A 13,879-nucleotide genomic window follows, 5' to 3' on the forward strand; every position below is an offset into this window, starting at 1 on the left:
ATGACCGACACCCTGTCCCCCGTTCCGTCCCAGACGGATGCCGCAACGCCCGCCTGGCAGGACGTGGCACGCTCCCCCGCCGAGCGCGTCGACGCCCTCCTCGCCGCGATGACGCTGCGCGAGAAGGTGGCCCAGCTCTACGGCGTCTGGGTCGGCGCCTCCAACGACGGCGGCGGCGTAGCCCCGTACCAGCACGACATGGAGGATGCCCTCGACCTCGACGCCCTCCTGCCTCACGGCCTCGGACAGCTGACCCGGCCGTTCGGCTCCGGACCCGTCGACGCCGCCGTCGGCGTCGTCTCGCTCGTGCGCAGCCAGCGCCGCATCGTCGCGGCCGGCCGCTTCGGCATCCCCGCCCTCGCGCACGAGGAATGCCTCGCCGGCTTCACCGCGTGGGGCGCGACCGCATACCCGGTGCCGCTGGCCTGGGGCGCGACCTTCAACCCCGGCCTCGTGCAGGAGATGTCCGGCCGCATCGGCGCGAGCATGCGCTCCGTCGGCGTGCACCAGGGCCTCGCCCCCGTGCTCGACGTCGTGCGCGACGCCCGCTGGGGCCGCGTCGAGGAGACCATCGGGGAGGACCCGACCCTCGTCGGCACCATCGCGACCGCCTACGTGCGCGGCCTCGAATCCGCCGGCATCGTCGCGACCCTCAAACACTTCATCGGCTATTCCGCGTCGAAGGCCGGTCGCAACCTCGCCCCGGTCTCGATCGGCCGCCGCGAATTCAACGACGTGCTCGTCCCGCCGTTCGAGATGGCGGTGCGCGAGGGCGGGGTCCGCTCCGTGATGCACGCGTACACCGACATCGACGGCGTGCCGACGGCCGCAGACCCGACTCTGCTCACCGGGCTCCTCCGCGACACCTGGGGCTTCACCGGGACGGTCGTCGCCGACTACTTCGGCATCGCCTTCCTCAAGACGCTGCACTCGATCGCCGAGACCTGGGGGGATGCCGCGGCGCAGGCCCTGCGCGCCGGCGTCGACGTGGAGCTGCCGACCGTCAAGACCTTCGCCGAACCGCTCCTCGCCGAGATCGAGGCCGGGCGGCTCTCGAGCGACTACATCGACCGTGCCGCGAGGCGCGTGCTGCTGCAGAAGCTCGACCTCGGCCTGCTCGACGCGGACTGGTCCGCGCTCCCCGCCGGCTGGACCGACCTCGATCTCGCCGACGTCGAGGCCGTCCGCGGACGGGTCGACCTCGATCCCGCCGCCAGCCGGAGCGTCGCGCGCCGGATCGCCGAGCAATCGGTCGTGCTGCTCACGAACGACGGGCTGCTGCCGGTCGCACCGGCATCCGCTGCCGCACCGCTGCGGATCGCGGTCGTCGGCCCCAACGCCGACGACGCGCTCAACCTGCTCGGCTGCTACTCGTTCCCCGGCCACGTCGGCACCCTGCACCCCGAGGTGCCGATCGGCATCGAGATCCGCACCGTGCTCGAGGCCATCCGCCGCGAATACCCCGCGGCAACCGTGACGTACTCCCCCGGCGTGACCGTGGACGGGACCGACGAGACGGGCATCGCCGTCGCGGTGCACGCCGCCGCAGACGCCGACCTCGTGATCGTCGTGCTCGGCGACCGTCCCGGCCTTTTCGGGCGCGGGACCAGCGGGGAGGGCTGCGACGCCGAGTCGCTCGAGCTGCCCGGCCGGCAGTGGCCGCTGCTCGACGCGGTCCTCGCGGCCGGAACCCCCGTCGTGACCGTGCTCGTCGCCGGTCGCCCGTACTTCCTGCACGACGCACCGGACCGGGCCGCGGCCGTGCTGCAGTCGTTCTTTCCCGGCGAGGAGGGCGCCGGCGCACTCGCCGGCGTGATCAGCGGCCGGGTGAACCCGTCCGGACGCCTGCCCGTGAGCGTGCCGAACCGTGCGGGCGGCCAGCCGGGCGGGTACCTCGCCTCGCCGCTCGGCAGCCGGAACGAGGTCTCCAACCTCGACCCGACCGCGCGCTTCCCGTTCGGCCACGGCCTCGGCTACAGCGACTTCGAGTGGACGGAGGCCTCGATCGGCGAGGCCTCGATCGGCACGGATGCCGCGACAACGGTCACGCTCACGGTCACCAACGTGGGCGCCCGCGCGGGAGCGGACGTCGTGCAGCTCTACCTGCACGACCCGGTCGCCTCGGTCGTCCGCCCGGTGAACCGGTTGATCGGCTACGCGCGGGTCGAGCTCGACCCGGGTGCGAGCGCACGGGTCGAGTTCGCGGTGTACGCCGACCTCGCCGCATTCACGGGCAGGGCCGGCGACCGCATCGTCGAACCAGGGGCCCTCGAGCTGCGGCTCGGGCGCTCGAGCGCGGAGTTCGCGGCGGCCCTCGGGCTGCTGCTCACCGGCCCCGTGCGCACCGTCGACCACACCCGCGCCCTCGTGGCCGCGGCGACCGTCGCCCCGCGCTGACCCGCCGCCGCCCGCCCACCGTTCGTCGCCGTTCTCGCCGAGTGTCGCCCCTACAACGGCGACACTCGGCGGCAATGGCAACAGTGGGCGCGACCAGCCCATTCTGGGTCGCACCGATTGTCGGGGAACGGTAGCGCCGCATCCGCTTTTCCCCTAATATGTTTATAGATACAACAAATCATCAACGTCGCTGACAGACAAGGAACCTCATGGCCATCACGCCCACTCCCGCAGACAAGTTCTCCTTTGGCCTCTGGACCATCGGCTACAACGGAGCCGACCCGTTCGGCGGGCCGACCCGTCCGCCGCTCGACGTCGTCGACGCCGTGGAGAATCTCGCGAAAATCGGGGCGTACGGCCTGACGTTCCACGACAACGACCTGTTCCCGTTCGGCTGCACGGAAGAGAAGCGCCAGTCGCAGATCGACCGCGTCAAGCAGGCCTGCGCGGACACCGGCCTGATCATCCCGATGATCACGACCAACCTGTTCAGCGAGCCCGTCTTCAAGGACGGCGGCTTCACCTCGAACGACCGCAGCGTCCGCCGTTTCGCACTCCGCAAGGTGCTGCGCAACATCGACCTCGCGGCCGAGCTCGGCGCGAAGACCTTCGTGATGTGGGGCGGGCGCGAAGGCGCAGAGTACGACGCGGCCAAGGACATCCGCTCGGCCCTCTCGCGTTACCGTGAGGCCGTCAACCTGCTCGGCGACTACGTCACCGACAAGGGCTACGACATCCGTTTCGCGATCGAACCGAAGCCGAACGAACCCCGCGGCGACATCCTGCTGCCAACGATCGGCCACGCGATGGCCTTCATCACGACCCTCGAGCGCCCCGAAATGGTCGGCGTGAACCCCGAGGTCGGCCACGAGCAGATGGCCGGGCTCAACTTCGCCGCCGGCATCGCCCAGGCGCTGTACCAGGGCAAGCTGTTCCACATCGACCTCAACGGCCAGCGCGGCATCAAGTACGACCAGGACCTCGTCTTCGGCCACGGCGACCTGCACAACGCCTTCGCCCTCGTCGACCTGCTCGAAAACGGCGGCCCGAACGGCGGCCAGACCTACGAAGGCCCGCGCCACTTCGACTACAAGCCGAGCCGCACCGAGGACATCACGGGCGTCTGGGACTCCGCCAAGGCCAACATCCAGACCTACCTGCTGCTCAAGGAACGCGCCGCGTCCTTCCGTGCCGACCCCGAGGTGCAGCAGATGCTCGCCGCGGCCAAGGTGCCCGACCTCGCGCTGCCGACCCTCGGCGAAGGCGAGACCTACGACGACCTGCTCGCCGACCGCGCCTCCTACGAGGACTTCGACACCGACGCGTACTTCGGTGGCAAGGGCTTCGGCTTCGTCCGCCTGCAGCAGCTGGCGCTCGAGCACCTGCTCGGCGCCCGCAACTAGCACCGCACACCCGCGCGCCCCGGCCGGCGTGTCACGCTCATCTGGGGGGCGCGACAAACCGGCCGGGGCGCGTTTGCCTCGCACTCGCTCGCCGCATTTCCCGCAGTACCCGGCCGCCTCGGCGGCTAACTCAGGAAATCCACCGGCCGGCCCGGTCTGAAGCCGCGGAATTCCGCGGCACCGTGCCACCGGCATCCGGTTCTTCCTGAGTTAGCCACCGGGGCCTGCCCACACCCGTACCTCACTCGCACCTCACCCCCTCTCGAAGCGGAGAATGTAGTCATGACACTGGTTGCCGGAGTCGATTCCTCGACCCAAAGTTGCAAGGTCGTCGTTCGTGACGCCGATTCGGGCGCGCTCGTGCGCACCGGCCGGGCGGCGCATCCGGAGGGCACAGAGGTCGACCCGCAGAAGTGGTGGGAGGCCCTGCAGGCCGCTGTCGCCGACGCCGGCGGACTGGGCGATGTCGCCGCGATCTCGATCGCGGCCCAGCAGCACGGGATGGTCGTCCTCGACATCGATGGCCGCGTCATCCGCTCGGCCCTGCTCTGGAACGACACCCGCAGCGCCCCCGCGGCTGCTGAGCTCATCGACGAGGTCGGCGCCGCGGAGTACGCCCGGCGCACCGGACTCGTTCCCGTCGCCTCGTTCACCGCGACCAAGCTGCGCTGGCTGCGCGACGCCGAACCGGCCAACGCCGCCCGCGTCGCCGCCGTCGCCCTCCCCCACGACTGGCTCACCTGGCGGCTGCGCGGCTTCGGCCCGGCCGACGAGAGCCCCCTGGGCCCCGACCTGACCGAGCTGACCACCGACCGTTCCGACGCAAGCGGCACCGGCTACTGGTCGCCCAGCACCGGCGAGTACGACCTCGACCTCTTCGAACGCGCCCTGGGCCACTCGGCCGTGCTGCCGCGGGTACTCGGCCCCGGCGAGCTCGCCGGAGAGACGGTCGCGCTCGCTCCGTCGAATTGGTTGCCCGCCGGCATCGTCGTCGGCGTGGGAGCCGGCGACAACGCGGGCGCCGCCCTCGGTCTCGGCGCCGGCGACGGCGACGTCATCGTGTCGATCGGCACGAGCGGCACCGTCTTCGCCGTGACCACGAGCCCGGCGGCGGATGCCATGGGCACGGTCGCCGGGTTCGCCGACGCGAGCGGGCTGTTCCTCCCCCTCGTCGCGACGCTCAATGCAGCGCGGGTACTCGACGCGGTGCGCGGACTCCTCGGCGTGGACCACGACGAACTCGGCCGGCTCGCCCTCGAGGCGGAGCCCGGCGCGAACGGACTCGTGCTCCAGCCGTACTTCGAAGGCGAACGCACCCCGAACCTGCCCCACGCGACCGCGACCCTGTTCGGGCTCACCCTCGCGTCCACGACCCGGCCGAACCTCGCCCGCGCGGCGATCGAGGGCCTGCTCTGCGGGCTCGCCGACGGCCTCGAAGCCGTGCGCGGCCAGGGCGTCGTCGTCTCCCGGGTGCTGCTGATCGGCGGCGCCGCGCAGAACCCCGCGGTCCGCAGCATCGCGGCGCAGCTCTTCGAGAGCCCCGTCGTGATCCCGGCCCCCGGGGAGTACGTCGCCGACGGCGCAGCCGTCCAGGCGGCGTGGACGCTGACGGGAGCGCGACCGGACTGGCGGATCTCGATCGCCGCGGCGCCGGAGACCGACTTCCGCCCCGTCATCCGCTCGCAGTACGCCGCCCACCGCGTGGAGGCCTGACCCCGGCCCCTCCCCCTGTTCCGAATTCAGGAGAAGCCGGGGTTGGGCAGATCGCGCCCGCGGGATTCCGCGGCGACGCTGCCCGCAGACTCGTCAACTCCTGAATTCGGAACGCGGCAGGGACAGGCAATCAGAGGGCGCTGATCCGCCAGCTCGCCTCGTGGGTGTCCCCCGGCGCGAGGCGGATCAGGTCGATGCCGGAATTGAACGCATCCGGCGGGCAGGTCATGGGCTCGACCGCGAGGCCGATCCGGGTGATCCCCGGGAGAGGCAGGTCCGCGGTGTGCACCTGCAGCCACGGGCACTCCGGCCCGAAGCTCATGGCCACGCCGTGACCGCCGGCCTCCCGTAGTTCGAGGGTCGCGAGCCCGCTCGAGTCCCGGAGGATGCCCGTGAACGCGTGGTCGATCTCCGTCGTGCCCAGCACCCGGGGATCCCGAAAGTCGAAGGCCAGGTCGCCGCCCGCGACGTCCACGACTCCGACGGGCAGCAGCCGGTCCGGTGTGACCTCGAGGAACAAGTCGGCCGGGATGGTGAGAGTCCAGCTGTCGAGCGGCGAATCCCCCGCCCGCAGGTACGGATGCGGGCAGACGCCGTACGGCGCCGTTCCCGTTCCCGAGTTGCGCACTTCGATCGTCGTCGTCAGCCCGTCCGCGGCGAGCGCGTACCGGGCGGTGAGGTCGAGCTGGAACGGATAGCCGGGACCGGCCGGCAGCCGCAGGCCGAGCACCACCGAGTCGGGCGCCTGCGCGAGCAGTCGCCAGTCCCGGTCGAAGACGAGCCCGTGCAGCGCGCAGTCCCGCGTCGGTTCGTTGATCGGCAGCTGCTCGAGCACCCCGTCCGCCGGGTAGCGGCCGTCGGCGATCCGGTTCGGCCAGGGCGCGGCGAGCGCGCCACGGAAGTTGACCATCGCCTCGTCCTCGCCGAAACCCACGACGAGGTCGCGGCCCTCGAACTGCAACAGCCGCAGGCACGCCCCCACCTCGGTGACGACGGCCCGGTAGCCGTGCCCCGTGATCTCGTACTGCGCCCCGCTCGGCGTTCCCGGCTTCGTCATGACAGGGCCGTCACTCCGGCTCGCGCCGGTGCGCTCGCACCGGTCTCCCCGACGGTTCCGGCGGCAGCGGATGCCCGCATCCGCTCCCCCGCTCCGCCGTGCGTCGCCGTCGATTCGCGTTCGATCACGCGGAAGTCCGCGAGGATCTCCCGCGGAGGTGACGCGGGGTCTGTGGCATTGATCCGCTCGAGCAGGATGCGCACGGCGGTCTCGGCGATCTCCTCGCGACCGGGGTCGATCGTCGAGAGCGTCGGGAGGCTGTACTGCGCTTCGTCGAGGTCGTCGAAGCCGATCGTCGCGACATCCTCCGGGATGTGCAGGCCGGCCTCCTGGAGCACCCGCATGGCGCCGAGGGTGAGGGTGTCGTTGAGCCCGAACACGGCGTCGAACTGAACGCCGGAGGCGAGCAGCTCCCGCATCGCGGTCGCGCCGTTCGACCGGTGCCACAGGGTCGTGAAGCCGAGCAGGGCGGGGTCGAAGGGGATGCCGGCGGCGTCGAGGGCCTCCCGGTAGCCGCGCAGGCGCAGGCCGGCCGAGCCGATCACCTCGCCATCGTGGGCGCCGACCACGGCGATCCGGCGGCGGCCCTGCCGGATCAGGTGTTCGGTGGCGGCACGGGCCGCGTCGACGTTCCGCATCGTGACATGGTCGGTCGGGCCGCCGAAGACCCGCTCGCCGAGCAGCACGAGCGGGTAGCCGACCTTCAGGAAGTCCGCGTCGTCGTTGCCCAGGCCGAGGGGGCTGAAGATCAGGCCGTCGGTGAGTTGCCGCCGCGGGCTCGAGAGCAGGCCGATCTCCCGGTCCCGGTCTCCGCCGGTCTGTTCGATCAGCACGGTGACGCCGTGGCGCTCCGCCGACCGGATCACGGCATCCGCAAGCTCGGCGAAGTAGCTCAGCGACAGCTCCGGGAGGGCGAGGCCGATCATGCCGGTCCGGCCGGACCGCAGGCTGCGCGCCGAGAGATTGGGGTGGTAGTCGAGCTCGGCGATGGCCTCGAGCACCCGCTGCTTGGTGGCCGGGCGGATGTGGGGGTGATCGTTGATGACGTTGGAGACGGTCTTGATCGACACTCCGGCGATTTGCGCCACATCGTGCAGTGTTGCCACCATGGAGGCCCTTCCGTTTCGGGCGACGCTCGCGACAGCGTTCGTCTCCTCGCATAGTACAACGTTGTATGGCAGGCGGTGGGAGGGATCCGGCCCGATCGCGTCGGTCGGTGACGCTCGGGGTCAGGCCGCTCGACCCATCGATGCCCGTCTCCCCCCGGACGCCCCGCAGCCAGGGGTGATTTCCCGGTTCCGCAGGAGAGTCTCAGGCCCGCACGCGCCATCCCCGTGCCCGGCGTGCCACAATGACAAACACCTGCCGAACCGCGCCCCGAACCGCGACCCGGCCCGCCAGTCCCCAGGAAGGGGATGGACCGATGAGTCCGTCATCCCGGCTACCCACCCTGCTCGACGTGGCCACCGCGGCCGGCGTGTCCCTCGCCACAGCGTCGCGTGCCCTGAACGGCAGCTCCCGGACCGTCAACGGCGACTATCGCGACCGGGTCTTCGCCGCCGCCGCCCAACTCGGCTACACGCCCAACCTCTCAGCGCAGGCCGTGGCCACGGGAAGCACCCGCACGGTCGCCCTCGTCGTGACCGACATCGCGGACCCGCCGGATGCGTTCCTCGCGTCAGGCGTGATCGACGCGGCAGCGGATGCCGGACTCACCGTAACCGTCACCGTCACGGCCGGCGACCCCGACCGTGAACTCGCACTCGTGCGGTCCCTGCGCGGGCAACGCCCCCGGATCCTGATCCTCGCCGGACCGCCGTCTCCCGGCGATGCGGACGGCACTCCGCTCACGGAGGAGCTGAGCTCCTTCGAAGCCGGCGGCGGCCGGGTGATCGTGCTCGGCGAGCGTTCCCTCGCGTTCGCGACGGTGCCCCGCGGCGCACTCGGCGCCGAGGCGGGACCGGAGCGGTTCGCCGCCGTCGGTCGCGCGGCCGTCGCACAGGCCCTCGTCGCACCGACCCCCGGGCCCGGTACGCCGTCCGGGACCGTCGCGAGCTGACTCCGGCCGGTCCCCGGCCAGTACAGTGGGGCCGTGAACGACTACACGGCACCCGACTTCGCACGCACGCCCATCGACGAGGAATCGGCGGCCCGGCTCGCGACCGACGGTCTCGACCTGCGCCTGATCGGGGCCGACGACACCGGTGCCCGGCGACACTGGCACCGCGCGACCGCGCGCGGCTTCCACGAGACCGCACCAGACGCCGGCGAACTCGACCGCCGTCTGGCGAACACGGCGGGCGATCGGGTGACGGCCGTGCTCGACGCGACCGCAGCCGATCCGCTCACCCCGGTCGCGACGGTCCGGTCCTGGCCGATGGGACTGAGCGTCCCCGGCGGCAACACCGTTCCGGCCTGGGCGATCAGCTCGGTCACCGTCTCGCCGACGCACCGTCGCCGCGGCCTCGCCCGCGCCCTGCTCACCGCAGAGCTCCGCACCGCGCACCGGCTCGGGCTGCCGCTCGCCATGCTCACCGTGTCGGAGGCCACCATCTACGCGCGGTACGGCTTCGGGCCCGCCGCGTACCAGGCGAGCATCGCCATCACGACCGGGGACGCCCGGCCGGCTCCGGCGGCCCCGGAAGGCACGGGGCGGCTGCACTTCGTGACGCCCGAGTCGCTGCGTCACGACGCCCCGGCGATCTTCGAGGCCGCCAGGAAGCGCGGCGCCGGCGACGTCGACCGCCGCGACAGTCTCTGGGACCAGATCCTGGGGCTCACGACCCCGGCGACCGTCGAGCCCACGACATCGGTCGCACCGGTCCCGCCGACCATGGGCGCTCCGACGCGGCAGACGGTGCGCTTCGACGACCCGACCGGCCGGCCGCAGGGCTTCGCGGTGTACAGCGTCGCTCTCGAGGGCGAGGCCTATCCCGGTCGGCTCGACCTCGTCGACCTCGTCGCGGCGACCGACGCGGCATACACCGCCCTGTGGCGCTTCCTGCTCGACCTCGACCTCATCGGCGAGGTCTCCGCCCCGCTCCGGAACATCGCGGAGCCGCTCGCCTGGCAGCTCGAGAATCCCCGCGCCGTGCGCGCGTCCGACGAACGCGACCACCTCTGGCTGCGCCTCCTCGACGTTCCCGCCGCACTCGAGCGCCGTCGGTACGCCGCACCGGGTGTCTTCCGCCTCGATGTCTCCGACGACCTCGGCATCGCCGGGGGCGAGTTCCTGCTCACGGTCGGCTCAGACGGCGCCGGGTCGGCGCATCCGCTCGCCGCGGGCGAGGCCGCCCCGGTGGCAGCCGCCCACCTCACCCTGTCGGTCGCCGACCTCGCCGCCCTCTACCTGGGCGGACCGAGCGCCGTCGTGCTGAGCCGCGCCGGGCGAGTCACCGAGCAGACGACGGATGCGGCTGCTCGCCTCGACGCCGCATTCCGCACCGGGCCGCCGCCGTACCTCAGTACCTGGTTCTAACGTTCCTCACAGCTGGCTCCCAGCCCGATGGCACGGGGCGTGGAGGTGGAGGATCTAACCTAGATTCGATAAGTCACTCGCGACGAAACGGTGTACAGGGTCTATGAACAGCAACCTCCCCGGCAAAGGCACGCCCCCGAAGAAGGACCGCCGCGACGCGGCACGGGAGAGCGCCCGCCTGATGCGTGAAGCCCAGCAGAAGAAGGACAAGCGAAACAAGCTGTTCCTGCGGGGCGGCATCGGCGCCGGACTCGTTGCGATCGCCGTAGTCGTCGCCCTCGTGATCGTGAACAGCAACGGCCCCGCCGCGGCCGGCCCGCTGAACATGGCGAGCGACGGCGTGCTGCTCACCGGCGACGGCACCACGCTCACCGCCGTCCCGACGGTCGCCCTCGCCGCGGACGCCGCACCGATCGCGACCGACCAGACGAAGCTCACGAGCACCGCGAACATCGTCGTCTACGCCGACTACCTGTGCCCGTATTGCGGCCAGTTCGAGGCCACCAACGGCACCGCGATCAACTCGTGGGTCACCGCGGGCAACGCGACGCTCGAGTTCCACCCGATCTCGATCCTCGACGCCAACTCCGCGGGGACGAAGTACTCGACCAGGGCCGCCAACGCCGCCGTGTGCGTGGCCAACTCCCAGCCGGCCGCATTCCCGGCCGTCAACGCCGCCCTGTTCGCCAAACAGCCGGCTGAGAGCACCGCGGGCCTGACGGACCAGGAACTCGCGAGTCTGGTCACGACGGCGGGAGCCACGGATGCCGGCATCGCGAAGTGCATCACGGACGGCACCTTCAAGTCCTGGGTCGGCAACGCGACCAAGCGCGCCCTCGCCGGCCCGCTCCCCAACTCGACGACACTCACCAAGGTCGCCGGAACCCCGACCGTGCTCGTGAACGGTGTCGCGTACACCGGCTCCCTGACCGACGCGACGGTCTTCTCCACCTTCGTTCAGGACCAGGTCACCGCAGCCGCCAAGAAGTAGTCGGCAGCTCGTGCAGCGGCAGCCGGGTCGGGAACGGTCAGGCGGGACGGACCTCGAGGGCCTCGAGGTCTTCACAGTCTTCGGCGAGACCGTCGACGACGAGACGCGGTGCGTGCACTACAAGACGTCAGCGGATGTCGTCGCGATCCGGTTCTACTGCTGCGACCGGTTCTACCCCTGCCACCTCTGCCACGCCGCCGCGGCCGACCATGCCGCGCGGCAGTGGCCGGTCGCGCGGTGGACAGAGCAGGCGATCCTCTGCGGGGTCTGCCGGCGCACCCTCAGCATCACCGACTACCGCTCGGCGACGCAGTGCCCGCACTGCACGGCGCCCTTCAACGACGGCTGCCGGGCGCACGCCCACCTGCACTTCGAGTCTCCCCGCCCCTGACCCGGTTCTCCAACTGAGGTGTCAGCGCGTTGCGGGTCAGCGGGTGAGGCCGACGGGCAGCAGGGACCCCAGGTCGGCGACCAGGTAGAGGCGCTGCGTCGCGCGGGTCATGGCGACGTACAGCGCTCCGGCTCCGCGCTCCGAGGCGGCCACGATACCGGCGGGATCCACGACGATCACGGCGTCGAACTCGAGGCCCTTCGCGTCGCGGGGCCCGAGCAGAGCGATCTCCCGGGTCAGACCGAGGGCACCGAGTCCGACCCGGTCCCCGAACTCCGCCCCGAGCTCCGCCCCGACAACCTCGAGCGCCGTGTCTGCCGCGATCACGGCGAGCGTGCCGCCGGCGTGAAGCGCGCGTTCGCGGTGCACCGCTGTCGCGACATCCGCTTCGACGGCTATCGGCCATTCACTCGCACGCACGGCACGCGATGGCGTCACCGGCAGGCCGTGCGCGATCGCCATCTCCTCGGCTGCCGTCGCGATCTGGCGCGGGGTGCGGTAGTTCACAGTGAGTTCCTCGAGGCGCCAGCGCCCGGCCTCGAGGGAGGCATCGAGGATGGGGGCGAGGGCCTCCTTCCAGCTGCCGGAGGCCGAAGCGGATGCAGCCTGCGCGATGTCGCCGACGACCGTGAACGACCGGCGCGGCCCGCGCCGCAGCAAGAGCCGCCACTGCATCGGCGAGAGCTCCTGCGCCTCGTCGACGACGACGTGGCCGTACGTCCAGGTGCGGTCGACGGCCGCGCGCTCGGCGGTCGTGGCCCGGTCGCCGAGCTCGGCAAAGTTGTCCGCGAGGGCGCGCGCGTTCACGAGACCCTTGACGTCCATGTTCGCGATCGCGAGTTCGGCGTTCTCGATGTCGCGTTTGCGCTGTTCCTTCTGCTCGCGCTTGAGCGCGACGTCGACGACGTTGTACTCGCCGAGGTGCTCCGCGGCCTCGTCGAGCAGCGGGATGTCGGCGATCGTGAACTCCGCGTCCCTCGCCCGGTGCAGCAGCGCGCGCTGTTCGGCGGTCCAGCCGGGGGTGAGTTCGGCGAGCCATTGCGGGCGCGCATACAGGTCCTGCACGAGCTTCTCGGGGGTGAGCGGCAACCAGGCGGTGTTGAGAGCCACGCGCACGTCCTGGGCGAGGCGCAGGTCTTCGCGCAGCATCGGCAGGTCGCTCTCGTCCATCGAGGCGCCGCCCTGCTGCAACTGCCGCAGCCAATCCCGCGCGAGCGCGCCGATCGCGGTCTTCACGAAGGTGACCCTCGCAAGGTTGTGCGGCTTGCCGCCCTCGCGGGCCTTGGCGATCGCGTTCGCGACGAGCTGCGGGGTCAGGGTCAGCTTGTCGCCGTTGACCTCGAGCTGCCGGCTGCCCACCGGGATGCGCTGCCGGGAGCGCACGGCATGGGCGATGAGCGCGGCCATGAAGGCCTGGCCCTTGAGCGCCGCGACCGCCGGGGCGTCTTCACGGGTCGCCTCGACGCCCGGGTAGAGCTGCCCGACGCTCGCGAGCACGACTCCGGTCTCGCCGAGGGACGGCAGGACGGCCTCGATGTACTGCAGGAAGGAGCGGGACGGCCCCACGATGAGCACACCGTTGTGCTTCAGGCGATCGCGATGCGTGTAGAGCAGGTAGGCCGCTCGGTGCAGCGCCACGGCGGTCTTGCCTGTCCCCGGCCCACCCTGGACGACGAGTACTCCGGCAAGGTCAGAGCGGATGATCCGGTCCTGTTCCGCCTGGATGGTCGCGACGATGTCGGGCATGTGCCCGGTGCGCTGGGCGGTCAGCGCGGCGAGCAGCGCACCCTCACCCTGATGTTCGGAGGGGTCTCCGCCGAGGAGTTCGGCGTCGAGGATCTCGTCCTCGATCCGGACGATGGTCCGCCCCTTGGACTGCAGGTGACGCCGGGACCTCGCTCCGAGCGGGGTCGCGGCCGTCGCCTGGTAGAACGCGCTCGCCTGCGGCACCCGCCAATCGAGGAGCATCGGCTGCAGGTCTTCGTCGCGCAATCCGACCCTGCCGATGTAGCGGAAGACGGAGTCGCCGCTCGCGTCGTCCGCGGCCAGTTCGAGCCGGCCGAACGCCAGCCGGTCGTCGATCTCCCGCAACTGCACGATCCGGTCCTCGTAGAGGCGCGCAAAGGTGTCCCGCTCGGAGCGTGTCTGGTGATTCCCGCCGACGTCGAGCAGCCGCACCGCCGTCAGCTGGTCCTCGGCCTCCCGTTGCAGCGCGTCGAGACGCGCGTACAGCGTTGCCACGTAGTTCTGTTCCCGTTCAAGCTCCAGGTCCACCACCGAAACACCCCTCAAATCCGACATTCGAGTTTACCCGACGCGGCTGGATGCTCCTTTCCGGTCGAGAGTGACCGGTCCGCCGGTCACTCTCGACCGGAAAGGATCGGCCTGCACCGGGGAACGACGAAGCCCCGGGCGGCGCCAGCGGATGTCCGCTGTGCGCTGCCCGGGG

General features: G+C 71.4%; 10 protein-coding genes. 7 read left to right on the plus strand and 3 right to left on the minus strand.

Annotated elements, in window-relative coordinates; translation table 11 throughout:
• The 3 genes from E3O44_RS08430 to xylB all read left to right on the plus strand — a co-directional run bounded on the left by E3O44_RS08430 (window position 1) and on the right by xylB (window position 5,513).
• Window positions 1–2,397 carry a beta-xylosidase/alpha-l-arabinosidase gene (locus tag E3O44_RS08430; RefSeq protein ID WP_134534297.1) on the plus strand — a complete coding sequence of 799 codons (2,397 nt, stop codon included), beginning with the start codon at window positions 1–3 and terminating at the stop codon, window positions 2,395–2,397.
• 209 nt (window positions 2,398–2,606) lie between these two features.
• A complete protein-coding gene (gene xylA, locus E3O44_RS08435) occupies window positions 2,607–3,800 on the plus strand; it encodes a xylose isomerase (RefSeq protein WP_134534299.1) in 1,194 nt (397 codons plus the stop codon).
• Window positions 3,801–4,082: 282 nt separating this feature from the next.
• On the plus strand, window positions 4,083–5,513 hold the full coding sequence (gene xylB, locus E3O44_RS08440) for a xylulokinase (RefSeq protein ID WP_134534300.1): 1,431 nt from the start codon (window positions 4,083–4,085) through the stop codon (window positions 5,511–5,513).
• A gap of 130 nt (window positions 5,514–5,643) precedes the next feature.
• Here xylB and E3O44_RS08445 read toward each other — a convergent pair whose 3' ends face one another.
• Both E3O44_RS08445 and E3O44_RS08450 read right to left on the minus strand, forming a co-directional pair.
• A complete protein-coding gene (locus E3O44_RS08445) occupies window positions 5,644–6,570 on the minus strand; it encodes an aldose 1-epimerase family protein (protein ID WP_134534302.1) in 927 nt (308 codons plus the stop codon).
• Window positions 6,567–7,679: a LacI family DNA-binding transcriptional regulator gene (locus E3O44_RS08450; protein ID WP_134534304.1), complete on the minus strand. Its 1,113-nt coding sequence runs from the start codon at window positions 7,677–7,679 to the stop codon at window positions 6,567–6,569. Before E3O44_RS08450 ends, E3O44_RS08445 begins: the two co-directional genes overlap by 4 nt.
• Window positions 7,680–7,993: 314 nt before the next feature.
• On the opposite strand from E3O44_RS08450, the gene E3O44_RS08455 reads away from it, so the two are divergent.
• From E3O44_RS08455 to E3O44_RS08470, 4 genes are all read left to right on the plus strand, one after another.
• The gene (locus E3O44_RS08455) at window positions 7,994–8,629 is read left to right on the plus strand and encodes a LacI family DNA-binding transcriptional regulator (protein ID WP_134534306.1); all 636 of its coding nucleotides are present in this window, start codon (window positions 7,994–7,996) and stop codon (window positions 8,627–8,629) included.
• A 33-nt stretch (window positions 8,630–8,662) separates the two neighbouring features.
• Entirely contained in the window at window positions 8,663–10,048 is a 1,386-nt protein-coding gene (locus tag E3O44_RS08460) for a GNAT family N-acetyltransferase (protein WP_134534308.1), read from the plus strand.
• 103 nt (window positions 10,049–10,151) lie between these two features.
• Window positions 10,152–11,039, plus strand: a complete 888-nt coding sequence (locus E3O44_RS08465; protein WP_134534310.1) for a DsbA family protein — start codon at window positions 10,152–10,154, stop codon at window positions 11,037–11,039.
• Between the two features lie 10 nt (window positions 11,040–11,049).
• Window positions 11,050–11,430: a CHY zinc finger protein gene (locus tag E3O44_RS08470; RefSeq protein ID WP_134534312.1), complete on the plus strand. Its 381-nt coding sequence runs from the start codon at window positions 11,050–11,052 to the stop codon at window positions 11,428–11,430.
• A gap of 36 nt (window positions 11,431–11,466) precedes the next feature.
• On the opposite strand, the gene E3O44_RS08475 is transcribed toward E3O44_RS08470, so the two are convergent.
• A complete protein-coding gene (locus tag E3O44_RS08475; RefSeq protein ID WP_241976277.1) occupies window positions 11,467–13,707 on the minus strand; it encodes a HelD family protein in 2,241 nt (746 codons plus the stop codon).
• Window positions 13,708–13,879 lie beyond the last annotated feature (172 nt).

The sequence above is a fragment of the Cryobacterium algoricola genome (assembly GCF_004402485.1).
In the GTDB taxonomy this organism is placed as follows: Bacteria; Actinomycetota; Actinomycetes; order Actinomycetales; family Microbacteriaceae; genus Cryobacterium; species Cryobacterium algoricola.